This is a genomic window from Allobosea sp. GW821-FHT12C12, from assembly GCF_058807355.1.
In genome coordinates this window covers 393,210-417,764 of sequence record NZ_JBXAQP010000001.1, presented here as the reverse complement: position 1 = coordinate 417,764, position 24,555 = coordinate 393,210, and the positions used below count along the sequence as shown (strand labels likewise).

At 67.1% G+C, this 24,555-nt stretch carries 18 protein-coding genes; 7 read left to right on the top strand and 11 right to left on the bottom strand.

All coding sequences use genetic code 11. From position 1 onward, the window contains the following. Window positions 1-27 precede the first annotated feature (27 nt). A complete protein-coding gene (locus AC1RRW_RS02145; RefSeq protein ID WP_492898728.1) occupies window positions 28-1,146 on the top strand; it encodes an FkbM family methyltransferase in 1,119 nt (372 codons plus the stop codon). 39 nt (window positions 1,147-1,185) lie between these two features. Here AC1RRW_RS02145 and AC1RRW_RS02140 read toward each other — a convergent pair whose 3' ends face one another. From AC1RRW_RS02140 to AC1RRW_RS02095, 10 genes are all read right to left on the bottom strand, one after another. Beyond that, window positions 1,186-2,397, bottom strand: coding sequence for a glycosyltransferase (locus AC1RRW_RS02140; protein WP_492898726.1), 1,212 nt, complete (start codon window positions 2,395-2,397; stop codon window positions 1,186-1,188). 61 nt (window positions 2,398-2,458) lie between these two features. Then, window positions 2,459-3,232, bottom strand: coding sequence for an ABC transporter ATP-binding protein (locus AC1RRW_RS02135; protein WP_492898724.1), 774 nt, complete (start codon window positions 3,230-3,232; stop codon window positions 2,459-2,461). A 10-nt stretch (window positions 3,233-3,242) separates the two neighbouring features. After that, window positions 3,243-4,028 (bottom strand): ABC transporter permease, encoded by a 786-nt coding sequence (locus AC1RRW_RS02130; protein ID WP_492898722.1) that lies wholly within the window; start codon window positions 4,026-4,028, stop codon window positions 3,243-3,245. A 252-nt stretch (window positions 4,029-4,280) separates the two neighbouring features. After that, the gene (rfbA, locus tag AC1RRW_RS02125; protein ID WP_492898720.1) at window positions 4,281-5,159 is read right to left on the bottom strand and encodes a glucose-1-phosphate thymidylyltransferase RfbA; all 879 of its coding nucleotides are present in this window, start codon (window positions 5,157-5,159) and stop codon (window positions 4,281-4,283) included. A 7-nt stretch (window positions 5,160-5,166) separates the two neighbouring features. Beyond that, the gene (gene rfbD / locus AC1RRW_RS02120) at window positions 5,167-6,051 is read right to left on the bottom strand and encodes a dTDP-4-dehydrorhamnose reductase (protein ID WP_492898718.1); all 885 of its coding nucleotides are present in this window, start codon (window positions 6,049-6,051) and stop codon (window positions 5,167-5,169) included. Continuing rightward, window positions 6,048-7,103, bottom strand: a complete 1,056-nt coding sequence (rfbB, locus tag AC1RRW_RS02115; RefSeq protein WP_492898716.1) for a dTDP-glucose 4,6-dehydratase — start codon at window positions 7,101-7,103, stop codon at window positions 6,048-6,050. The genes rfbD and rfbB overlap by 4 nt, the downstream gene beginning before the upstream one ends. Beyond that, window positions 7,100-7,678 (bottom strand): dTDP-4-dehydrorhamnose 3,5-epimerase, encoded by a 579-nt coding sequence (rfbC, locus tag AC1RRW_RS02110; RefSeq protein WP_492898714.1) that lies wholly within the window; start codon window positions 7,676-7,678, stop codon window positions 7,100-7,102. Before rfbC ends, rfbB begins: the two co-directional genes overlap by 4 nt. A 46-nt stretch (window positions 7,679-7,724) precedes the next feature. Beyond that, window positions 7,725-9,695, bottom strand: coding sequence for a hypothetical protein (locus tag AC1RRW_RS02105; RefSeq protein WP_492898712.1), 1,971 nt, complete (start codon window positions 9,693-9,695; stop codon window positions 7,725-7,727). Window positions 9,696-9,744: 49 nt separating this feature from the next. Further along, window positions 9,745-11,088, bottom strand: coding sequence for a UDP-glucose dehydrogenase family protein (locus AC1RRW_RS02100; protein WP_492898710.1), 1,344 nt, complete (start codon window positions 11,086-11,088; stop codon window positions 9,745-9,747). Between the two features lie 93 nt (window positions 11,089-11,181). Further along, window positions 11,182-12,159 carry an NAD-dependent epimerase/dehydratase family protein gene (locus AC1RRW_RS02095; protein WP_492898708.1) on the bottom strand — a complete coding sequence of 326 codons (978 nt, stop codon included), beginning with the start codon at window positions 12,157-12,159 and terminating at the stop codon, window positions 11,182-11,184. Window positions 12,160-12,681: 522 nt separating this feature from the next. Between AC1RRW_RS02095 and AC1RRW_RS02090 the strand changes: the two genes are divergently transcribed. The 6 genes from AC1RRW_RS02090 to AC1RRW_RS02065 all read left to right on the top strand — a co-directional run bounded on the left by AC1RRW_RS02090 (window position 12,682) and on the right by AC1RRW_RS02065 (window position 23,702). Next, window positions 12,682-13,725, top strand: a complete 1,044-nt coding sequence (locus AC1RRW_RS02090) for a hypothetical protein (protein WP_492898706.1) — start codon at window positions 12,682-12,684, stop codon at window positions 13,723-13,725. A 176-nt stretch (window positions 13,726-13,901) separates the two neighbouring features. Continuing rightward, window positions 13,902-14,699: a class I SAM-dependent methyltransferase gene (locus AC1RRW_RS02085; RefSeq protein WP_492898704.1), complete on the top strand. Its 798-nt coding sequence runs from the start codon at window positions 13,902-13,904 to the stop codon at window positions 14,697-14,699. Between the two features lie 401 nt (window positions 14,700-15,100). Beyond that, window positions 15,101-17,878 (top strand): hypothetical protein, encoded by a 2,778-nt coding sequence (locus AC1RRW_RS02080; protein ID WP_492898702.1) that lies wholly within the window; start codon window positions 15,101-15,103, stop codon window positions 17,876-17,878. Between the two features lie 15 nt (window positions 17,879-17,893). After that, complete coding sequence (locus AC1RRW_RS02075) at window positions 17,894-21,430, top strand: hypothetical protein (protein WP_492898700.1); 3,537 nt, start codon at window positions 17,894-17,896, stop codon at window positions 21,428-21,430. 162 nt (window positions 21,431-21,592) lie between these two features. Then, window positions 21,593-22,804: a glycosyltransferase gene (locus tag AC1RRW_RS02070; RefSeq protein WP_492898698.1), complete on the top strand. Its 1,212-nt coding sequence runs from the start codon at window positions 21,593-21,595 to the stop codon at window positions 22,802-22,804. A gap of 4 nt (window positions 22,805-22,808) precedes the next feature. Further along, window positions 22,809-23,702 carry a glycosyltransferase family protein gene (locus AC1RRW_RS02065; protein WP_492898696.1) on the top strand — a complete coding sequence of 298 codons (894 nt, stop codon included), beginning with the start codon at window positions 22,809-22,811 and terminating at the stop codon, window positions 23,700-23,702. On the opposite strand, the gene AC1RRW_RS02060 is transcribed toward AC1RRW_RS02065, so the two are convergent. Then, the gene (locus tag AC1RRW_RS02060; RefSeq protein ID WP_492898694.1) at window positions 23,691-24,539 is read right to left on the bottom strand and encodes a rhamnan synthesis F family protein; all 849 of its coding nucleotides are present in this window, start codon (window positions 24,537-24,539) and stop codon (window positions 23,691-23,693) included. The two genes, AC1RRW_RS02065 and AC1RRW_RS02060, sit on opposite strands and share 12 nt — an antisense overlap. Between the last annotated feature and the right edge of the window lie 16 nt (window positions 24,540-24,555).

The window sequence follows — 24,555 nt, the reverse complement described above, 5'->3', positions numbered from 1 at the left end:
GATAACCTGAACAGGAGACTCGCCTTCATGTACGCCTCCCAGAGCAGCGTGATTCTCGACTCAATCGAGCTTTTTTCGGGAACGATACCGCCGCTGTATCTGGTGGATGTCGGCTGTTCCGGTGGACTTCACGATGTTTGGCGTATGTGGCGCAAATCGCTCTTGGCGCTAGGCGTCGATCCGTTGGTGAAAGAAGTGGAGCGTCTGCGCTCGCTCGAAACAAATTCGAACGTGCGCTACGAATCCGCATTGGTGGTCGGACCGGGCCGGCCTGCTGAAAACTCAACCCAGCGCAGCAACTACGCCCTTCACCGCTCATTGGCCTATCTAGGCACGGTACTGAACCGGCTAGATCATCAGACCGTCGCCAAGTTTTCGACCGAGGACTTCCTTGCGCTCTGGGACGAGGTCGCCAGCGGACAAACCGCGCAAGCTCCGCTGGAGGCCAACTACTCCAATGTGACCGACATAGGCTCCGACCCGTTTCACTCGCACTACCAACGCCTGTTTGAGAAGGCGATCGGGCTGACGGAAGTGCAGGTCTCGCAACGCCGCTCCACTTTGGATGAAATCCTCAAGGGCTTCGGCTTGACGACGATCGATGTCATCAAGATCGACACTGACGGTTACGAACTCGATGTGCTCAGAGGGGCGGAGCAGGCCTTGGCGGCCGACTGTCTGATGGTCGAAGTCGAGTGTCAGTTCCATGGCCTGATGGGGCCGGATGCAAACGTCTTCGCGAACATCGACACGCATCTGCGAGAACGCGGCTTCACACTCGTCAAGCTCGCGCCGGTTCAATATTCGCGCTCGGCGCTACCGCGCCCCTTTTTGTATCCCGGACTGCCGGCAAACACGGCTGGCGGTCCGATACAGTGGGCCGACGCGCTGTACGCCAGAGATATCCTTGCGCCTGATGCCGGCGCGCGCCTCCGTAAACCCCGCAAAGTTCAGATCATGGCCTGCCTGTTTGAAATCTACGGACTGGAAGACATGGCCGCGGAAATTGTTCTTCGCGTGCCGGACGCGTTTCGGTCTGGTCGCGAGATATTGGATGCGCTTACCGCCAAGGCGCTCGGCGAGGGTGTCGGCTACGATGAGGCGGTCAGACGATTCACCGCCAGCCCACAGCACTACCGGCGCTAGATCGACCGATTTCCAAGCAGTAGGCCGTTGCAATCCGCCTCACCCACGCGCCAGCCGCCGCAGCGCTGCTGCTGCTTCCGCGATGTCGGCCTCGGCCCAGACCGCGTCCAGCCCGGCATAGGCGCCTTGCGGATCGTTCACCGGCACGAGCCGCCACGCGACCGTCTCGACGCCCGGCATGGCGGCGATGTCGTCGGCGAGGCCCCAGCCCGTGGCGATCACGGGCACGCCCAGGCTCGCCGCCTCGGCGAGGTTCAGGCCGTAGCCCTCGCTGCGGTGAAGCGAGAGGTACACGTCCAAAGCATGGTAGAAATCGAGGATCGGCGGCTTCCGCGCGGGCTCGGTCGCCAGCGTGACGCGGGCGTCGCCGGCGATGGCGGCCTCGAGCTCGGCGATGCCGGCCGGCCAGGCCTCGGCTTCGTTGCAGCGGATCAGCAGTCGCGCCGCGAGCGGCCCCTCGGATGGAAAGGCCAGCTTGAACGCCGCGACCGCGGCGAGCGGGTTCTTGCGGGCGTAGTTCGAGCCCATGGCGAAGGAATATCCGATGAGGAAGGCCTGTTCGTCGAGGCCGTTGCGCAGACGGGCGCCGCGCTTGAGCTCGCCGGTCCGGCGCGGGCCGAGCGGCGCGGCCGCGACGTCATGCGGCACGACCCGGACCCTGCCTGCTTCGCCTATCGGCAGGGCGCGCGCGACCGCGTCGGCGACGAAACGCGAGGGCGCCCAGATCTCGTCCGCGAAGGGCAGGCCGCGCAGCCAGCTTTCCGGCAGCGTCTCCAGCTCCCAGGCCCAGTAGCCGACGATCCGCGCCGACAGCCTGACGCGCAGCGGCAGCGCCAGATAGGCGAGCAGGAATTCCGGCGGATTCAGGCAGATCACCACCGTCGGACAGGGCGGATCGCGCGGAACCTTGCCGAGGAAGGCGGGGTCGAGCCCGCGCCGCGCGGTGAAATGCCGGGTGACGTCGACGCGGGCGATTTCGCGTCCCTGTTGCTCAAGCGAGGCGGCCAGGAGTCTCGCGCCCTGGCCGAGGCCGGTCCGCGTCGCGAACAGGCCGACGATGGCGATGGCGCCGCGAGGCGCGGCAAGCTCTTCGTCCGACCGATCGCGCCGGTTTCCGTCCCGCAGCGCCTTGACCCGCCTCGCCAGCCCGATCCGGACCTCGACGCGCAGGATGCGCCCCGCCTCGACCAGCCGGATCAGCGGGGCGCGCAGGGAACGGGGTAGGAATCGCGCCAGGCCCAGGCCGAGCATGCCGTCTCTCCAGGTGGCTCAGATGACGATGTGACGGCCGCGACCTGCGAGAATTCCGGCTTCACTCCGGCAAGAGCGGCTCGCCGGAGCGCATATGCTCGACATATTCGTCCACGACCGCGTCGGCAGGGCCGAGGCGCAGAATCTTGCCATGCTCGAGCACGACGGCCTTGTTGCACCATTCCTTGGTGAAGGTCGTGTTGTGCGAGGCCAGCACCAGGATGCTCGACCTGTCGACCAGATCGCGCATCCGCCCTTCGGCCTTGCGCGTGAAGCCGGCGTCGCCGGCGTTGATGCCCTCGTCGAGCACCAGGATCTCTGGATCGACGGCCGTCGCCAGCGAAAACGACAGCCGCGCCTGCATGCCCATGGAATAGGTCCGGACCGGCAGGTGCAGGAACTCGCCGAGTTCCGAGAATTCGGCGATATCGTCGATCTTGGACTTGATCTCGCGCATCGACATGCCGTGATACAGGCCGCTGATCAGGATGTTGTCGTAGCCGCTGGCGTCGGCATTGAAGCCGAGCGTGGCGTCGAATAGTGTCGCGATCCGGCCCCTGCGGCGCAATGTGCCCGAGGTCGGGGCGTAGATGCCGGCGATGACGCGCAGCAGCGTGCTCTTGCCGGCGCCGTTATGGCCGAGCAGGCCGAGCCGGTCGCCGTCCTTGAGATCAAGGTTGATGTCGCTGAGCGCGCGCACGATCAGCGCGTTGGCGACCGAGCGCCCGAAGACGCCGCCGATCGACAGGCGCAGCGCCTCGGTCCGCAGCGAGCGGGACGAGCTGTCGAAGATGGGAATGTCGACGCTGACATTCCTGAGAATGACCTCTGTCATGCTGGTTCCGTCACACCCAGTAGGCGACGCGCGACTGGTAGCGCGACATGAAGACGAAGGCGAAGATCGAGCCGAAAATGCCCATGGCGACGACGAAGGCCCAGGAGTTCAGGCCGACCGGCGTGCCCAGAAGCGGGCCCCGGAAGATCTGGATCATGTGAAAGGCCGGGTTCCAGTCGAGATAGGCGAGATGGGAATTCACGCCGCCCCGGTCCCACAGGATCGGGGTGATGAAGAACAGCACGCCGACCAGGCTCTGCACCACCGGCGGAATGTCGCGATAGCGCGCGCACAGGATGGCGAGCACGACCGAGAGCCAGACCGAGTTGAACACGATCAGGGCGAAGCCGAGGACGGCGAGCAGATTGGTGAGCTTCAATTCCATGCCGAAGTACAGCACGATGAAAGCGTAGATGACGAAGTTGTGCAGGAAGATGATGACGTTCTTCCAAACATGCTTGAAGATATACGTCATCAGCGTCACCGGCGTCTGGCGGATATAGCCGCTTTCCGCGATGAAGACATTGCAGCCGTCGGTCGCTACACCACTGATATAGCTCCAGATCATGAAGCCAAGGCCAAAGAACGGCAGATAGGTCTTGATGTCGGTGTTGAAGATCTTTGAATAGACAAAGCCGACCGTGATGATGGTGATGCCCATCGTCAGCGTGATCCAGAACGGGCCGAGGACCGAGCGGCGATAGCGTAGCTTGACGTCCTGGATGCCGATGAAGCCCCACATCCGCCAGCGGCGGACCGAATCGACGAGATCGTGCCAGGCGCGTCCTGCCTGCATTGTCCGGTTCAAGGAAACGTCTCCAACTGCGCGGTCCAATCAACGGGCAAAGGCAGCCTGCCGGCCGGTCCGCCTTCCGGCTCTTCGTCACGCATCCGCGTCACTTGCCGCAGCGTGCGCCCACCGCCGATGCACATCCGCGGCGGAAGCATCGGCGACGTTCGACTTTCGCGTCCGGATCGGACGCCACGCGCCCGCCATATGCCGGCCACACCGCATCGCGTCAAGCCGCATGCCGGCGCAGGACCGAGCTCACGAGGCGCCGCGTCCGGTGAGCAGGCGCTGCAGATACTGGCCGTAGCTCGACTTCGCGGTCAGCCGGGCGAGCGCGGCGAGCTGCTCGCGGTCGATGAAGCCCTTGCGCCAGGCGATCTCCTCCGGGCAGGAGATCTTCATGCCCTGCCGGCGCTCCAGGATCTCGATGAACTGGGCGGCTTCCAGCAGGCTCTCATGCGTGCCGGTGTCGAGCCAGGCGAAGCCGCGCCCCATCACCTGCACATGCAGCCGGCCCCGCGCCATATAGGCGCGGTTGATGTCGGTGATCTCGATCTCGCCGCGCGGGGAGGGCGCGATGCCCGCCGCGATGTCGAGCACGTCGTTGTCGTAGAAATACAGGCCGGTGACGGCGAGGTTCGACTTCGGCTCGGCCGGCTTCTCCTCGATCGAGACGCCCTTGCCCGCGCCGTCGAGCTCGACCACGCCGTAGCGCTCCGGATCGGTGACGACATAGCCGAAGACGGTCGCGCCGTCCTCGCGCGCCACGGCGGACGCCATCAGCTCGGGCAGGCCGTGGCCGTAGAAGATGTTGTCGCCGAGCACGAGCGCGACGCGGTCCCCGCCGACGAAGTCGCGCCCGACGATGAAGGCGTCGGCGAGCCCGCGCGGATGCTCCTGCACGGCGTAGCCGAGTTCGAGTCCGAATTGAGAGCCGTCCCCGAGCAGGCGGACGAACAGCGCCTGGTCGTGCGGGGTGGTGATGATCAGGATCTCGCGGATGCCGGCGAGCATCAGCGTCGAGAGCGGATAATAGATCATCGGCTTGTCGTAGACCGGCAGCAGCTGCTTGGAGACCACCGAGGTCACCGGATGCAGCCGCGTGCCGGAACCGCCGGCGAGAATGATGCCCTTCATGGTGTCCTCAACGCGAAAGCAGCGCCGCGACGGCCTCGCGGGCGCGTTCCTGCCACGGCCGGGCGCGCATGTCGAAGGCGGCCGCGAAAAGGGAGGAGTCGAGCACCGAATTGGCCGGCCGGCGCGCCGGGGTCGGATAGTCTTCGGTCGCGATCGGCTCGACCGGCGGACTGCGGCCGGTGAAGCGGGCCTGCTCGGCGACGATCAGCTCGGCGAAGCCGTGCCATGTCGTCTCGCCCGTCCCGGCGAAATGGTAGGTGCCCCAAGGATTTGCTCCGGCCAGCAGCGCGGCGCGCACGGTCAGGATCGCCTCGGCGAGGTCGGCGGTCGCGGTCGGGCAGCCGCGCTGGTCGGCGACGACGCGCAGGGTCTCGCGCTCGCCCGCGAGGCGCAGCATGGTCTTGAGGAAGTTTGCGCCATGGACGCCATAGACCCAGGCGGTGCGCAGGGTGATGTGCTCGGCGCAAGCGGCGCGCAGGCGGGCCTCGCCCTCGGCCTTGCTGCGGCCGTAGATTCCGAGCGGCGCGACCGGGTCGCTCTCGACGTAAGCGCCCGGTTTCGTGCCGTCGAAGACATAGTCGGTCGAAACATGCAGCAGGGGCGCGCCGGCCGCCGTGCAGGCCCGGCCCAGCAGTTCGGGACCCAGCGCGTTGGCGGCGAAGGCCGCGTCCGGCTCGCTCTCGGCCCGGTCGACGGCGGTGTAGCCGGCGGCGTTGACCACGAGCGCCGGTCGGCGGGCGTCGAGCGCGGCGTCGATCGCGGCCGGGTCGGTGATGTCGCCCTCGGCTCGCGACAGGCCGGTCAGCGGGACGCCGCGCGCCAGCGCCAGCGCCGCGAGTTCGCGGCCGAGCTGGCCGCCCGCGCCGAAAAGCAGGATGGCGCCGCGGCTCACGACAGGCCGAGCCGCTCGCCGCGATAGCGGCCGTCGCGGATGCGGCTCCACCAGTCGCGGTTGGCGAGATACCAGCGCACGGTCGCTTCCAGCCCGCTCTCGAAGCTCTCCCGCGGCCGCCAGCCGAGCTCGGCCTCGATCTTGGCGGCGTCGATGGCGTAGCGCCGGTCGTGGCCCGGCCGGTCGGCGACGAAGGAGATCAGGTTTTCGCGCGGGCCGATCGCCGCGTTGGGGCTCAGCCGGTCGACCAGCGCGCAAATCGCCCGCACCACATCGAGATTGCCGCGCTCGGCCTGGCCCCCGACATTGTAGCTCTCGCCCGGCCGGCCGCGCTCGGCGATGGTCGCCAGCGCGCGGGCATGGTCCTCGACGAAGAGCCAGTCGCGGACATTGCCGCCATCGCCATAGACCGGCAGTTTCTTGCCCTCCAGCGCGTTGAGGATCATCAGCGGGATCAGCTTTTCTGGGAAATGATACGGCCCGTAGTTGTTCGAGCAATTGGAAAGCAGCGTCGGCAGGCCGTAGGTGTGGCGCCAGGCGCGCACGAGATGGTCGGACGCGGCTTTCGAGGCCGAATAGGGCGAGTTCGGCTGGTAGGGCGTGGTCTCGCTGAAATAGCCCTCCGGGCCGAGCGAGCCGAAGACCTCGTCGGTCGAGACATGGTGGAAGCGGAAGGCGGCCTGCTCGGTCGCGGGCAGCCCGCGCCAGTGATCGAGCACGGCCTGCAGCAGCGTGAAGGTGCCGACCACATTGGTCTGGATGAAGGCGCCCGGCCCGTCGATCGAGCGGTCGACATGGCTCTCGGCGGCGAGATGCATCACGACATCGGGGCGGGCGTCTGCGAGCGCTCCCCGCATCGCCGCGAGGTCGCCGATGTCGGCCTGCAGGAAGCGATAGCGCGGATCGTTCGAGACGGGCGCGAGGTTGTCGAGGTTGCCGGCATAGGTCAGCGCGTCGACGACCAGTACCTCATGGCCCGTGTCGCGGATCAGATGACGGACCACCGCCGAGCCGATGAAGCCGGCGCCGCCGGTGACGAGGAAGCGGCTCATCGCGTCATGCCTTCGCTGAATGGCGTTTCGAGCCCGGCGAGGCCCGGCAGGCGAGCATCCTTGTCGGAGACCTGCACGTCAGCGCGCGCGACCGGCCAGTCGATCCCGATGGCGGGGTCGTCCCAGGCGAGGCCGCCTTCCTGCTCCGGCGCATAGGCGCTGTCGACCTTGTAGGCGACCTCCGTGTTCTCTTCGAGCGTGCAGAAGCCATGGGCGAAGCCGGCGGGCATGAAGAACTGCTCGGCGCCGTCGGCCGTCAGGGTCGCCGCGCACCAGCGGCCGTAATGCGGCGAGCCTCGCCTGAGATCGACCGCGACGTCGAAGATCGCGCCCCTGAGCACGCGCACGAGCTTGGCCTGCGCCGCGGGGGGCTTCTGGAAATGCAGCCCGCGCAGCACGCCGCGTCTGGCCGAGAGCGACTGGTTGTCCTGGACGAAGACGGCGTCGATGCCGGCGGCGCGGAAGGGCCCGGCGCTGTAGGTCTCCATGAAATAGCCGCGCGCATCCCCGAAACGGCGCGGGCGGACCAGCACGGGACCGGGAATTGCGAGGCTCTCGAAGGCGAAATTCGACATGGACCCTCTCAAACTGGCCGGCAGGTAGTGCCTGCGGCAGGGGCTGTCAACGCAGCCGGCAGGTCACGTCCGAGAGCGAAAAAGCGCCGAGGCCGTTGCTCAGGACGACGAGTTCGATGCCGGGCGAGAGCGCCGCGCCAGGCGCAAGCGGCGGCATGGCGAAGCGCAACGAGACCGGACCGGAGCGGAGCGAAAGCCCGGTCAGCTCCGTCTGCGCCAGGATCGCCGGACCCGCCGTGACGCGCAGCGCCGCCGTCGGCCGCAGCGGGCGCCCGCTTTCGGCGGCGGCGGCGCCCGCGCCGGTGAGCCGTCGAAACAGCCGGCGCAGGATCGCCGTCAGGGATGCGTCCGCGAAGGCGGCGGGACGGGCGACAGAGAGGGTCGCGCCGAGCTCGTACTCGCCAGGCGGCAGCGCGGCATAGGGGCCGTGGGCGAGCGTGCCGGCGCAGCCCGGCCTGCTGGCGATCGCGCCGTCCTGCCGCAGTCCGGCCGGGCCTGCGCTCATCAGCGGCAGCCAATCGTCATTGGGGCCGCGATCGGCGAGATGGCCGTGCCGCAGCCTGGCGCTGAAGGGCGATTTCACGGCGCCGAGGTTCCAGGCGAAGACCGGCTCGAAGGGCGAGTGCACGACGTTGACGCCGACGATCAGGCGCGGCGGCCGTGCGGGGTCGGCGAGGCGGGCGCGCTCATGGGCGAGCACGGCCCAGAAGGCGTCGAGCAGCCGGCAGGCGGGCCCGGTGAGCGCCGCTCCATCGCCCGATAGGCCGGAGAAGTCGAGGATGACGATATCGGCCTCCGCCAGCATCTCCTCGCGCGATCTCTGGTCGAGATGGGGCGTGGGCAAGCCCGCGGGCCTGTCGCGTCCGGCTTCGACCAGAACGGGGGCGGCGAAGCCCGCGCCGTCGAGCGCGCGCGCCAGGAGGTCGAGGCCGGTCTCGTCCTCGCCGAACCAGGCGATGCGCGTCGCCGGGGGCTGGCTGGCGACGAGATCGAGCAGATAGGGCAGGATGTGGCCAGCGGGCGCGTCCGTGCGGCCGAAGCTCTCGGGCGCATAGGCCGAGTGCAGCGGCGCGGGCAGCGGTTCGGGTAGGGCGGCGGCAAGACCGGCGATGTAGCGTCGTCCGGCTCCGGCCGGCAGCCTGATCTCCTCGACCTCCTCGCCGGCGAGTCCCCAGCTCGCGCGCTGACGGGGCAGGTCGGGACGTTCGACGCGACGGACGAAATCCTCGTAGCTGTTCTGGGTCGCGGCCTGCTGATGGACCAAAGTCGGCTGCCTCGTGTGATCGCAATGATAGCAGACCAGCCGGTCGGCAAGGTCGCCCAGCGCGCCGTGCCTGAGCCAGAGCCGCCGCGCCAGGTTGGCGTCGACGTGCCAGCCCTGCGCCATGGCCTCGTCGAAGCCGTCGATGGCGAAGAGATCGGCGCGCCCGGCGAGCTGGAAATCGCCGGGATTGTCGTAGCCGAAGAAGGCCTGGCCGCGCACGAAGTCGTCGAGATGGAAGCGCCGGCCCCAGTCGCGCATCGCCGCGATGCAGGATTCCGGATCGCGCCGGTCGAGCGTCTCCCAGAGCGTCTCGGGGATGTCGACGCGCGGCGCGCCGTGGAAGCCGCCCGGCAGGGCGGCGGCCAGCGCGGACAGGGTCTCGTCGCTCGTGATCGCGGGCACCACGTCGGTATTGGTCGAGAGCACCCAGCGATTGGCCGGATTGGAGCGGCGCAAAGCGACGTTGCGCGCGATCGGCTCGATCGCCTTGAGCCGCGTCGCGAGGCCGAGACGGCGATGCTGGGCGTGACGCACACGCAAGATGCGCAGCCGCGCCTGCGCGGCCGGGGTCAGCGTGTCCTGGATCGCCTCGGGAAAGCTCGGCAGGTCGTCGGGCGTATTGTAGTCGACGAAGAGGATCTCGTCCTCGGCCCGGTCGAGCGTGGCGGCGATGGCGTTGAGGCTCAGCGCCGCCCGCTTGTGCAGGTTGTAGCCATGGGTGTCGTTGCGGCCGTAGAGGATGACCGAGATCATGTCGTCCTCCCCAGGCCGATCATGGCGGCGCGAGAGGGCAGGCCCCCGCTCAGAGCTTCTTCCAGTCGCCGCTGCCGAGCCGCACGACGCGCGCTCCCGCGCCGACCGCGTCCGGCGTGATGCCCCAGGGATCGATCACGACGCGGGCCTTGCCGGCCGGCGCATCCTTGCCCCAGTCGACCGCTTTGAACTCGGCCCAGGGCGTGGTGATGACGACGATGTCGGAATGGGACACCGCGTCCTGCGCTTGCGGCGTAGCGTTCACGGTCGAGCCGAGCACGGCGAGCGCCGCCTCGGTCGCCATCGGGTCGCTGATCGAGACCGAATAACCTTTCTCGATCAGGTATTTGGCCAGATAGACGCCTTGGCTTTCCTCGATCACCGCCGTATGCGGCTTGTAGGACATGCCGAGGATCGTGATCGACGCGCCGGGCTCGGCCGAGGCCTCGACCGCGCCGATCATGCGCTGGAACTGATGCTCGTTGATCGCGTCGGTCGCCTCGGCCAGCGCGGTGTTGACGCCGAGCTTGCGGCCGAAGGCGGAGAAGGCCTTGTTGTCGCGCGGGAAGCAGGGGCCGCCATAGCCGATCGCCGGCTTGAGATATTTCTTGCCGACGCGGCTGTCGGCGCCGACGGCGCGGGTCACGACATCGGCGTCAGCGCCCGGGAGATGGTCGCACATGTCGGCGATCATGTTGGCGTAGGAGATCTTGGTGGTGACGTAGGTGTTGACCGAGATCTTGCAGAGCTCGGCGTTGACCAGGTTCATGCGCTGGTATTCGGGATTGGAATCGGTCGAGCCGCGGTAGATCGATTCCAGCACGTCGCCGGCGCGCGCGTCGGATTCGCCGATCAGCAGCATGTCGGGGTTGAGCATGTCGCGCACGACGCTGCCGAGCGCGATGAACTCGGGATTGTAGCAGAGACCGACATCGACGCCGACCTTGCGGCCGGAGCTCGTCTCCAGCGCGTCCTTGATCACTGTCTCGGTCGAGCCCGGCATCACGGTCGAGGTGACGACGACGACATGGTAGGCGTCCTTGGCCTTCAGCGCCGCGCCGATCTTCTCGACCGCGTCGATGACGAACTTGTTGACGAACATCCGGTCCGGGCCGCTCGGCGTCGGCACGATGATGAAGCTGACATCGGTGGCGGCGATGGCGTCGCCGTAATCCGTGGTGGCGCGCAGATTGGCGCGGCCGCGGTCGATATGCTCCTGCAGCTGCGGCTCGACGACCGGCGCGATGCCCTTGTTCAGGGCGTCGACGAAGCCGGCGTTGTAGTCGAGCCCGACGACCTGGAATCCCTTGGTGGCGAAGACGGCGGCCATGGGCGAGCCGAGCTTGCCGAGCCCGATCACGGAAAGGCGCGGCTTCGTCGCAGCAGTAGACATCATGACCCCTTGATTTGACGCGAGCGACCGGCCGGAGCGTCCCACCCCGGCGGCCGTGACTTAGGCGGTTTCAGCCCGGTGGTTGTTGGCCGCTCAGTGGTTCTTGCCGCGGAGCCGGAGCAACTGGCTCTCGATCCAGGGATAGGTCTTCGACAGGCCGTCCCTGAGCGATTCGTTGGGCGCCCAGCCGAGCTTCTCCTTGATCAGGTCGTTATGCGAATTGCGGCCGCGCACGCCCTGGGGGCCGGGGATGTGGCGCAGATTCACGGTCTTGTCGGCGACGCCCATGATGATCTCGGCGAGCTGGTTGATCGAGACCATCTCCTCGGAGCCGATATTGACCGGGCCTTCCCAGTTCGAGCGGGTCAGGCGGATGGTGCCCTCGACGCATTCGTCGACATAGAGGAAGGAGCGGGTCTGCAGGCCGTCGCCCCAGATCTCGATCTCGCCGCCGTCCTCGACCTCGGCGATCTTGCGGCAGAGCGCGGCCGGCGCCTTCTCGCGGCCGCCGACCCAGGTGCCTTCCGGCCCGAAGATGTTGTGATAGCGCGCGACGCGGCACTGCATGCCGTAATTGCGGTTGTAGGTCAGGTAGATGCGCTCGGAGAACAGCTTCTCCCAGCCATATTCGGAATCGGGGTTGGCGGGATAGGCCGAGTCCTCGCGGGTCACCGGCTTGTCCGGGTCTTCCTGGTTGTGCGCCGGATACATGCAGGCGGAGGAGGAGTAGAAGACGCGCTTGATGCCGCGGTTCTTGCAGGCCTCGACCATGTTCAGGTTGATCGTCGCCGAATTGTGCATGATGTCGGCGTCGTTCTCGCCGGTGAAGATGAAGCCGGCTCCGCCCATGTCGGCGGCGAGCTGATAGACCTCGTCGAAGCGACGGTCGACGATGGCGCGGCAATTGCCCGGATCGCGCAGGTCGCTGACGACGAAGTCATCGGCCTCTGTCTCCGCGTATTCGGGGAACTTCAGATCGACGCCGCGAACCCAGAACCCCTCGCGCTTCAGCCGTTTGACGAGATGCGAGCCGATGAAACCACCCGCGCCGCACACAAGAGCCGTCTTCATTCCAATTCTCCGATCGGCGAACACAGGCAATCAGGCGTGGGACAGGCAAGAGGCCCGACAAGCCCGCGCGATTGCATTCTTTAACGAGATATCCATATCCGGAAACAGAAGCGCAGCGCTCTAGACCAATTTGGTGACCCGATCAACGCTGCAAGGACGCTTGCGACCGTTGCCCGACGATTTCCGGAACGTCATCAGAGCGGGCCGGTTACACCCGATCCTCCGCTGCCGCAAGAATGATCGGCCAGGCTTTTGAAGGCGGTCCCCGGATGGCGGCATCGCTGTGGTCAAGCAGCAACAACAAGCTCGACGGTAGCCCTCGAGCGGTTCGTGCCGACCCGAAGGTGCGGATTTCCGAAGCGCGCCCTTGCGATCTGGCGCGGATGGTCGGAGACGAGGGAGCAGCGCCGATGTTGCGGGTGGCCCGCAGCTTGATCGCCCGCGCTGACGATGCGACAAGGCGGTCGCTCGCGCTGAATATCCGTGTCCCCATGGACCGGGGGCGCGGAAGAGATCGTCGAGATGACACATCGCGCCAAGATCAGCTTTGCCGAAGCCAAGGCCCGTCCGACCTGGCGGAGCAGCAAGAGCCCGAACCAGCATTGGGTCTTCGATCGTTTTTCCGCGTTCAGCGGCCATGTCGCGGCCGGCATGCATACGGACTTCCTCGGCACCAGGACGCGCGAAAGCCATGCGCCGGTTCAGCTCGGCGTCGGAGCGCGCGACATGACGACGGGCATACCCGCCTTCAACGAAGAGTATTTCGAGTGGACCGATCTTCTCGAAGCCGCCTGCGACGCCGAGGGCAGCTTCACCATGATGGAGCTGGGCGCTGGCTACGGGCGCTGGACCTCGGGCGGCCTGACCGCGGCCCGGACGCTGGGAATCCAGACGATCGCGGCCGTGCTGGTGGAGGCGGAGCCGGCCCATGTCCACTGGATTCATGAGCATATGGCCGACAACGCGATCAGGCCGGACCAGTATAAGGTCATCGATGCGGCCGTCAGCGATCATGAGGGCGCCGACATCTTCTACGTCCGCATGCCCGAAGGGTCGGAATCGAACAACGAGCGCGAATGGTACGGGCAGGCGCTCGCCTCCGGCCATTCCCGCGAGGCGGATGTCGTGGCCGCTCCCGCCGAGACGGACTATTACGGCCGGCCGCTGATTTCGCTGTCGGGCGGCTGGGGCGGCGTCGAAGTCGTGTTGAAGCCGATGTCCGCAATCTTGCGCGAGGTCGACTTCGTCGACCTCGTCGACATGGATGTCCAGGGCGCCGAAGGTGCGGCGATCAGGGAAGGCGTCGGGGAGTTGAGCCTCCGCGCCCGCCGGTTGCATGTCGGCACACATTCGGCGGAGGTCGAGGCCCAGATGCGCGAAGCGCTCGGCGCCGCCGGATGGGCATGCTTGTGGGATTTCCCCTGTCAGACGACCACCGACACGCCATTTGGCCCGATCGCGTTTGGAGACGGCGTCCAGTCCTGGATCAATCCGCGCTTTTACACGCAACCTGCGAGATGGGGCTGGTCTTTTCGGTGGCCAGCGGCGCTGACCCGCCGCGCCTGACAGGTTGCTCGGCCGAAGTCATTGATCGGATTGCCTTCGGCAAGGCCGTGGTTGCCTTGAGCCGTCTGGCGCTTCAGCCTGCCGGCTCAGTTTCCATTTGCCTCGGAAGCCGTTTTGCGACTATCAGGGCGCCGGATTTGAATGCCCGAAGGGCCTATGCAAGGGATAGAGTGGCGATGACCATGACAGCGCAGCAGGCTGCTCCGACCGTCGAAGACGTCAAGTCGTATTGGGACCGCAGGCCCTGCAATATTCGTCATTCGACCAAGGCGGTCGGCACGCGCGAGTACTTCGACGAGGTCGAGGCGCGGAAGTATTTCGTCGAGCCGCACATCCCCGGCTTCGCGCAGTTCGAGCGCTGGAAAGGCAAGAAGGTTCTCGAGGTCGGCTGCGGGCTCGGCACCGACGCCACCAACTTCGCCCGCGCGGGCGCCGACTATTCCGCCATCGAATTGTCGCGCGCAAGCATGGATCTGGCGCGGAAGCGCTTCGATGTCTTCGGGCTGAAGGGCTCCTTCACGAACTGCAACGCGGAGGAACTCTCCGCTCACGTCAAGACGGGGCCGTTCGATCTCGTCTACTCCTTCGGCGTCATCCATCACTCGCCCGACCAGCGCCGCATCGTCGAGGAGATCCGCAAGGTGATCAAGCCCGACGGCGAATTCCGGATGATGCTCTATGCCCGGAATTCCTGGAAGGACGCGATGATCGAGGCCGGTCTCGACCAGCCCGAGGCCCAGAGCGGCTGCCCGATCGCCACGACCTACACGCTGGAGACGCTCAAGGAACTCGTCGGCGGGTTGTTCGAGCTCGTCGAGGTCCGGCAGGACCATATCTTCCCTTATGTGGTCGAGAAGTACGTCAAGTACGAGTACGAGCCGGAAGCCTGGTTCAGGTCGATGCCCGACGGCATGTTCGAGGCGCTGGAGAAGCGGTTCGGCTGGCATATGCTGATTACCGCAAAGCCGATCTGAAGAGGATCGGCGACGGTTTTCGAGCGCTGCCGGCCTCTCGCCTCGGAGGACTTCAGGACCCTCCGACTTCGGGGCGATGGCGGTGTCGGCTGCTGCCGATCGCCTGTTTTGCCCTTCACCGTGTCCATGACAGCCGACGGTCGGACGTGTTCGGTCACGGCGCTGTTTTCAAGTGTTCCGAGCGGCGCCATTCGATCCGCTGATCGAGGCCGCGGGGCGCGGCGCCGCGGCGGGTTTTGTCCACGACTTCGAAACCGGCTCAGGCTCTCAAGCGAGATGATCCGAGCGGCTGGTTCCGCCGGCCGAAGGGTGCTACCCCGGCTATCGACATCTTCGGAAACCTTGGATAATAGCCCTCGCGGTCAAGTGGACGAGCTTTAAGCGGAATGATGGGAAATCTGATGCCCGAGAAGGCCCATTCCGAAAGCTACACTGCGTCCACCGCCGCGACTGTGCTTGCCGGTCATCACGAGCCGCGCGTCACTATTTTTACAATTCCCAAGTCGTTCGTTGGCCATATCAGCGTTATCCAGAAGAACGCGATCCGCAGTTGGGTCGCGCTTGGCGGCAAAGTCGAGGTTATACTTCTGGGGCAGGATGCGGGCGTCGCGGAATTCGCGGCCGAACTCGGCATCCGGCATGTCGCCGCCATCGAGAGCAATTCATACGGCACGCCGCTCCTGAGCTCGATCATGAAGGCCGGCGAGGCCAACGCCGCGGCCCCGTTTCTGTGCATGGCCAACGCCGACATCATGTTCACGAGCGGCTTTATCGATTTCATCGACCGGCTGACGTCGCTGCCGCCGGCGCTTTATATCGGTCTGCGATCCGATCTCGACGTCACGGAAGAGATCGACTTCTCGCAGCCGGGCTGGGAAGAGGACATCACCGCGAGGCTGCATCGCGAAGGACGCTTCCGCGGCGCGGGTGACGACTCGTTCAACGGCACGGATTATTTCATCTATCCCAAGGGACTGTATCCTCGGGTTCCGGCGCTGACCATCGGGCGCTACTTTTTCGATTCCTGGCTGATCGCCGATGTGCGCCGCCGCAAGCTCCCCGTGGTCGATGCCAGCGGCGAGATCCTGGCGATCCACCAGAACCACGATTACGGCCACGTCAAGAGCAAGGGCAGCATCGATCTCTATCGCTACTGGATCAATCCCGAGATCCGTGAAAACCATCGGCTGACCAACGGGTTCTTCGACCTGATGGGTCCCAAGGAGGCCTCGCACAGCCTGTCGGGAACCGAGCTGATCCCGCGAGCGGGCAACGGCCTGCTGCGCATACGCCGCGACAATTTCCGCAACTTCCTGCCGATCATGCTGCGTGGCTCGGCGATCTTCCGGACCGAGACGATGTCGCGGGCATGGGGCGACTGGTTCCCGTTCGACAGCCGCTCGGGGCGGCATCACTTCAAGGCGCGGGGAGTCGCGCGTTGGGCCGCCTATCGGACGGTCCGGCCGGTCTGGAAGATGCTGCCGGCGAAGGCCCGGGAGTTCGGGCATATCGCGCGCCACGAGCCACGTCGCGCGGCGCGGATCGTCAAATGGAAGGTCGCCGGCAAGCCGGCGCAGGCGCTCGTCGTCGCGCAGCCGGAGATGTTGCCGGTCATCAGCGCGGATCAGTTGCAACTGCGGCAATGGCTCGGCGGTCGCCGCCCCACCCATCCGGACGCGATGGTCGTCGCGCCGAGCGAGATACGGGAGGCGTTGCCGGGCAGCATCGGATATCAGTATTTCTCCGCCCGCCGCGAATGGCACCATCACGACATCCCCGCCTACGACGTCATTCTGAGACGCGACGAACTGCGCAGGATCAACCTCTCGGCGCTGCGGGTGCTGCACGCGCATTTCGCGCCCGTCTTCCGCAACGACACCTATGTCGTTCTCAGCCGGAATGGGGGTGCCGAGCTGGCCGCCGGAACGCCGGAATGGCCCGAGGTCCGCGAGATGCTGAGCGCGCCGCCGCGCCCGACGGCGGACCTGCTCGTGGTCCTGAACGTGTGGAAGCGCGGGCCGGCGCAGTTGCGCCGCCAGATCGAGGGCCTGCTCGAACAGACGGAACGCCCGGCCGAAATCATCGTCTGCGCCTTCGGCGTCGCGGCGCCCAAGGTCTACGAGGACGTCGTCCGGGAATTCCACGACCCGACGATCCAGTTCGTCGGTTCGAGCCGGAACTTCAAATATCACGGCCGCTTCCAGATCGCGCTGGGCGCCAGCGCGACCTATGTCGCGTTCATCGACGACGACATCATGGTCGGCCGCGATTTCCTGCGCCGATGCCGCACCGTCCTCGAAACGGCGCCCGATGCCGGCGATGTCGGCGTCTATGGCTGGCGCAGGCTGCCGGGGCCGGACCGGGATGGCCATATCGTGTCGGCCGAGCGGGGCGAATACATCGAGCATCTGCCGCCCGACCGCGACGATATCGGCCTGGTCGAAGCGGATCTGCTCTGCGGGTTCCATTTCCTTCGGCTCGCCCATGTCAAGTTCATGTTCCGCGACGAGCTCTGGACCACGGCGAGCGGGGAGGATTTCCAGCTTGCCTTCTCGCTGCGCAAATTCGCGGGACTGCGCTCCTATCTCGTGCCCGTCGAGCCGCAAAACCCCGACACCTGGGGCCTGTCGGACGACTGGCTGAACATCCGCGACCATGCCACCACCGTCGGCGACATGCTGCCGATCCGCGACGCCCAATATTGGCGCCTGCTGAACCGCGGATATGCGGTCCGCTGGATGAAGGAAGCCAAGGAGGCGAATACCGGCTTCGTCTTCGCGGTGTTTTCCTCGGCCGAGGAAGCGGCGAACATTCGCATTGCCCTCGATCTGGAAGATTTCGGGCCGACCAGGCCGAAGATCCTCCCGTTCTATTGCGGATCGGATCGCGATGCCGGGGAGGCGGCCGCCGAGGCCTTCCGGCTGAGCGCGGCCGACCAGATCAATCATGTCTGGTCATGGCTCGATCTGGAACTCGGGCGCGAATTCACGCGGGCGGGCGACCACAGGTCGCGCGCGACGGAGGCCATCCTCGCCTTCAGCACGCTGCTCGACGCGCTCGACCCGTCTTCGCTCTGGCTCGACGCCTCGTGCGATCCGATCATCGAGCATGCCGCCCGGATCGCCTGCCATGGCCGCAAGACCCGGATCGTCGCCGCGCCCGATCGCAACCGTTCCTGACGGAAAGCGCGCTCGATGATTTCCGTGGTCCTGTACGGCCGCAACGACAGCTACGGTTACAACCTGCACAAGCGGGCGGCGCTGAGCCTGAACTGCATCGCCGAAGTCCTGAGCGGGCCCGACGACGAAATCCTGTTCGTCGACTACAATACGCCCAATGATTTTCCGGTCTTCCCGGAGGCGATCCAGGATACGCTGACGCCCAAGGCGCGGGCGCTGACGCGGGTTCTGCGGGTCAGGCCGCATATCCATGCGCAATTCGCCCATCGCACCCATCTCGTCGCGCTGGAGCCGATCGCGCGGAACGTCGCGATACGCCGTTCGAACCCGGCCAATCGCTGGATCCTCTCGACCAACACCGACATGATCTTCGTGCCGCGCGGGCACGGCAGCCTGACCGAGATCGCCGCCAATCTGCCGGACGGGTTCTACCACGCGCCGCGCATGGAGATTCCCGAGACGCTGTGGGAAAGCGTCGACCGGACCAAGCCTGCCGGGATCATCGACACGATCCGGCGCTGGGGCACGCATCTGCATCTGGACGAGATCGTCTACGGGTCGGAAACGATCCTCTATGACGGTCCGGGCGATTTCCAGCTTTGCCTGCGCGAGGATCTGTTTCGCATCCAGGGCTTCCACGAGGACATGCTGCTGGGCTGGCACGTCGATTCCAATCTCGCGGCGAGGCTCGGCCTGATCCATGGCGAGGTCGGCGATCTCGGCAAGGCGGTCTGGGGCTATCACTGCGACCATACCCGCCAGATCACGCCGGCCCATGGCCATAACCGCTTCGAGAACGACTGGGTCACCTATGGCGAGCGGATCGACAGGCCCGACCTGCCGCAGCACGCCGCGAGCTGGGGTTGCGCCGGCCAGGAGATCGAGGAAGTCCGGCTCGATGGCGCCTTCGTCTCCGGCTATATCGACACGCTCGAGCGGGTCATCGGTGCACCACTCGCAGCGCCGCTGATCGCCTCGACCGGCAAGACCGCCGAAGATGTCGCAGGCTACGAACCGCGCCATGTGCTGCCGTTCCTGATCGACCTGTTCGCGACCGAGCGGCGGGATTTCCGGCTGGCCTGGTGGGGCCTGCGGCCGGCCATCCTGCAACTCTTCGCCGAAGCCTGGCAGGCCAGCGGCTTCGTCGAGCCGATCCTGTGCGACGAGGCCTTGCGCGAGCGCCTGCCCGTTCCGCGGAGCAGCGCCGTCCGCTTCGTGTCCGGACAGACCTGTCGCGACCTCGCCGACGCTTTCCTGTTCGACGTGACGATCGCGCTCGACGGCGCGAAGGACGATACCGGCGCGGTCGAGGGACCGCTGCGGGAGGCGATGGTCATCCGCCCCTTCCTGGAGGCGGTCGACGCGGACCGCGCACGACAGGAAACGGGTGTCCCGCTGCGGCGCTTCATCGCGATCGGCGCGATCAACAACCGTTTCGAGCGGCTGATGCGCAGCTATGTCGGCACCGGCCAGACGCCCTATTCGTCACGGCTGCGGCACGGTTTCGTCCTGCCCGCGCCGCGGGGCCCGTTCCCGATCCTGAAGGAGATGTCGCTCGGCAAGGCCGGCATGCGCCCCGACAAGACGATCGAGACGATCGATGGCGTTTCGGGTCCGTTGCTTGGCGGTCCCTGGCGCTATTTCGAGCCGGGCGTCCATGTTGCCCGCCTCGACGTCAATGTCAGAGGGACGATCGAGGAGCCTGTCGCGATCGGCATGTTCTCCCACTACAAGCGCGGCCGGACGATCGAGACGTTGCCGATGGTGGTCACCAAAGGTGGCCCCGCCGTCTTCGAGATCGTTTTCGAGGTGCCTGCGCGGGGCGAGGTCGCCTTGCAGGAGCATTTCGACTTTCAGGTGACCGCCGCCGGATTGGAGCGTTTCACCGTCGATGATTTTACGGTCGCGCCGCTGAATACCGACCCGCCTTCCGAGGCCGAAAGGCTTGAAGGCCGGACCAAACCCTTCGCGAAGATCGGCGACTGGCTCCCGCATATGCAATGTGCCGACGGCGCCACGCGTGGCGAGGAAGGCGTGCGGATTGCGCCAGGGGCCACGGGATACCCGATCGGCGGACCTTACTGGACATTGCCGTCCGGCCTGTTCGAGATTCGCGTGAAAGTAGCCCCTTCCGCGATCCCCGAAGACACCATTCTGTTTTTGCTGGAAGTCGCCGTAAACACCAATCTGCGATTCAGCAGGCCGATCCGGCCTCGCGACCTCGTCGGGGGCGAGATCCGCGCTGTATTCCTCTCCGAGCAAAGCGAGGATCCGGAGGCTTTGCGCCGGACCGAAGTGCGCATCGCGGCGACAGGCGTTGGCGATTTCGAGATCCGCGGCATATGGGTCCGCAAGATCGCCGAGGGCCTGGAAGAGGGTCTGAACTGGCTGGATGGCCTCTCGGCGCCGCAGCCCGCCGCCCCGGAGCTGGCCGAATCCGGCGGACCCTCCTCTTCGCAACCCTATCTGATGACGGGGCCGTATTGGCCGGTCGTGCCGGGCGCCTATCGCGCTACGGTAGGCTGGGTGGCCTCTTCGCCGGATGAAGCGACCCCGTCCGGTATGTTCGAGATCGTTCTGGGCGGACGGGTTGTCGCGAGCCAATCCCTCGCCGCGACCGGCGGCGCGGGCAGGCGCCTGCCGATCCCGTTCGTCGTCCCGCCGGATATCGTGCCGGACAGAGATCGGCTGGAGTTCCGCATCTCCTCGGCCAAGCCGGACGCGCTAAAGCTTCAAACGATCGGTCTGCTGCGGATCGGAGACGAGATCACGGCGATCGACAACTGGCTGAACGGGATGATCCTCGGTCCCGCCGGCCAGACCACGGAAGCGGGAGTGGCTGCGCGCATCGGCGCCCGCGGCTACCTCTTGACCGGACCTTACTGGAGCATCGGCTCTGGCGCCTACGAGGCCAGCATCACCTTGTCCGCTCCAGCCAGCGCGGCCGGAACCGGCCTCGGCGTCCTCGACGTCGCCGCGTCCGGGCACGAAACCCTGTCCAGCCAGTTGATCGGCAGCGGAGAGGGCGTCGCTTGCGCCAAGGTGCCGTTCGTCATCAGCGGCGCTACGCCGGACAGTGTGGTCCCGATCGAGGTCCGGGTGTTCAGTTCCGGCGATCAGCCGATCGTCGTCACGAATATTTCGGTGCGTCGCCTGAGCGGGTCCGCCGCAGATGTCCCGAACTGGATTCTCGGCCAGCCTATTGGGCCTGCAGGCGTCTCCCACGCCGAAGGCGTCCTGGCTCCGCGCGGCCAGTCCGGCTTCGTCATCACCGGTCCGTATTGTCCGATCGAGGCCGGCCGCTACAAGGTTTTCGTCGCGATGCGTCTCGTCGGCGCGCCACGGACATTGGGTCGCCTCGGCAGCCTCGAATGCCTGCTGGATGGGGAATCGCTCGGCGCGGCTGCGATCCGCATCCATCATGCCTTGGCCGGGCGCATCGAGCTGCCCTTCGAGGCGCCGGTCCGCGGCAAGCTCGAGTTCCGGCTGGCCGCCACCGGCGCCGCCTCGTTCCTGATTACATCGACACGGCTGCTGCGGGTTGATCGGTAAGCGTCTGTCCATCCGGACCCGCATGGCGAACAAGGCTTCCTTGCGCTCCCGTCAGGCTCTAAACCAGATCACGCATCGCGCGACGGCCGGGGGGTCGACATGGATGGCCGCCACGGATCGACAAAGCCGATGCGTGCGCGGAGCTGACGAAGGTCTTCGATCTTGAGTACGGGCCTTGGCCGATTTCTGTCGGGATCGACGCGTCATCTCGTCGATGGCTGGAAGCGAAGGCTCGTCGAGCGCCGCCAGCGGCGCGGCCTCGCGCCGCTGGCGCGGCCGGGCCGCGCCGAGATCGTGGTCGCGGGAGGGCGCATCGCGGTGATGGGCCTGTTCGGCGCGCGGATCGGGCTGAGCCAGGCGGCGCTGCTGCTGGCGCAGGAGTTGCGGGCTCAAGGCGCCGAGGTCGCGATGTTCGACTGCTGCGCCGAGACCGGGCAGAAGGCGCGGCCGCTGGATGCGGGCATCGCGCCGCTGTCGGCGTTCGCGCCGGCCGATTTCGATCTCGCCGTGCTGAACATGAACCCTCCCGAGTTCAGCGCGCTCCTGCTGCATCTGGCGGCGCAGTCCCGCCTGCCCAGAACGATCGTCGGCTTCTTCGCCTGGGAGCTCTCGATCGCGCCGGCCTCGTGGCGCGGCGCGATCGCGGCGGCGGACGCCGTCTGGGTTCCGTCCCGCTTCGTGCGCGACGCGCTGGCGCAGAGCTTTCCGGATCTGGCGGGACGGGTCTCGGTTCGCGAGCACCAGGTCACCTTCGGCACATTCGAGCCGCCCGATCCCGTGCGGCGGCGGGAGGCGCGGCTGCGGCTTTGCCTGCCGGCCGACGCGCATGTCGTGCTGCAGTCATTCTCGATGCGCTCGACCATGGCGCGCAAGAACCCGCTCGCGGCGATCGCGGCCTTCAGGCTGGCCTTCCCGCAAGACGACGCGCGGGCGCGGCTGGTCCTGCGCTGCCTCGACCATGAGGTGTTCGAGGCGGGCGCGGCGCAGATGCGGCGGGCGGCGGAAGGCGATCCGCGCATCGAGCTGCGCTTCGAGGAGCCGACGGAAGCCGGCCTCTCGGACTATTATGCCGCGGCGGATGTCTATCTCAGCCTGCATCGCAGCGAGGGCTTCGGGCTCAACCTCGCCGAATGCCTGCATCTCGGCCTGCCGGTGGTGGCGACGGCGTGGGGTCTCGCCGCGAGCATCGCCGAACACCCGCTGTTTCATGCCGTCGGCTCGACGCTGGCGCCGGTGGTCGATCCGCAGCACGGCTACGACCGCGTGCCCGGGGCGCGCTGGGCCGAAGCCGACATCGAGGCCGCCGCCGCCATCCTGCGCCGGCTCGCGGACCCTTCGGCGGCGCGGCGCTCCGACCTGCGCCAGACGGTCTGAGGCGATGCCGCACGCTCCCGCCGGGGTCGCGGCCGCGACCGTGCTCTACCGTCCCGACGCCGCCCTGCTCGATGCGCTGCTGGCGGTGCTCGAAGCCGACGGCCTTCCGCTGGTCATCTTCGTCAACGGGCCGGTCGAGGCCGCCGTGGAGGCGCGGCTGGCGATGCTGGCGCGGGCGACGATCCTGCGCTCGCCCGTCAATCTCGGCCTCGGCTCCGGGCTCAACGCGGTGGTCGAGACGGCGCAGGCGCAGGGCCTCGGCCATATCCTGCTGTTCGACCAGGACAGTACGCCCGGTCCAGGCCTCGCCGCCGCCCTGCTCGGGCAATGGGCGCAGGCCGAACGGCTTCACGGCGCGGTCGCCGCGATCGGCCCCGTGCTGACGCCGCCGCCCGGAGAGAGCTTTCTGCCGATCCGCTATGACCGCAGGCCCGGCGGCGATGCGCTGACGGCGGTCGATTTCCTGCCGACCTCGGGCACGCTGGTCTCGATCGCCGCCTGGCGCGTCGTGGGACCGTTCCGGGCCGATTATTTCGTCGACGGCATCGATGTCGAATGGTGCCTGCGGGCCTGGAGCGGCGGTCGGGCCTGCGTGCTGGCCGAACGGGTCGCGATGAGCCATCGCTGGGGCCATGCCGAGGCGGAGGGCGGACGCCTGCCGCAGATCCTCAGGCAGTCGCGGCTGCGCTCCTATTACTATCTCCGCAACGCCAGCCACGGCCTGCGGCTGGCGCATTTTCCGCCGGCCCGGAAGATCGGGATCGCGCTTCGCCTGCTGGCGCAGGCCGCGCTCCTCGTGCTGCGCGGCGGTGCGCCGCTCGCGATGCTCGCGCTCGTTGCGCGCGCCTTCCGCGACGGGCTCACCGGCCGGCTCGGGCCCGCGCGCCTACCCGAGTAGCCGGCCCTTCAGGTCGCGCACGACGAAGCCGCGCGTCCAGGCGGCGATGGTGAAGCAGCGCTCGACGGCGTGATGCAACGTGCCGTCGGTCTGGCCCGCCTCGGCCTCGAAATCGCCCGGCGTCAGCGCAAGCGCGCGCAGGGCGGCGAGCGCCTTCGGCCTGAACCAGAACATCGAGCCCTCGAAGAAGCCGAGCCGGATCGCATCGCCGGCATTCATGCGCGCGCCGATCTCGCGCACGCGCTCTTCGTTCCGCATCCAGTAGGAGGGCGCGGCGCGCCAGCAATCGGCCCAGCCGACCATGCCGGTTTCCGGGCTCTCGAACGCGGTCAGCGCGCGGGCCGTGGCGTTGCGCTCGCCGCAGAGCATCTGGAAGAGCAGCTTGCGCCTGATATTGCCGTCGAGCAGATGCGGGCTGCGCTTGGTGTGCAGTTTGAGCACGGCGTCGAAGGGATCGAGCAGGCCGGCGCCGAGCAGGCTCAGGAAGGGCGCGATGTCGCGGCCGCGGTTCTCGCAAGGGATGATGGTGACGCCGGGCACGCCGGCCATGCGGACCTGCGCCGCCTCGACGCGGTCCTTCGGCACGGTGAAGAAGAGCGGCGGCTCGCCCGGCAGCGCCGTCCGGCAGTCCAGGATTTCGTCGACGAGGTCGAGATAATAGACATGCGCGACGATCGCGACCCGGACGTCCGGGACGTGCGCCGGCTCGCCCGCCAGCGCCGCGCGCAGGCGCCTGCCGAACGGCGTCACGAAGGCCGCGCCAATCGTCAGCGTCGCGAGCTTCTGCCAGACATGGCGCAGCCAGGCGCGCAGGCGCAGCTTGAAGTGGGCGTCCATGCGCCTGCGGAGCCAG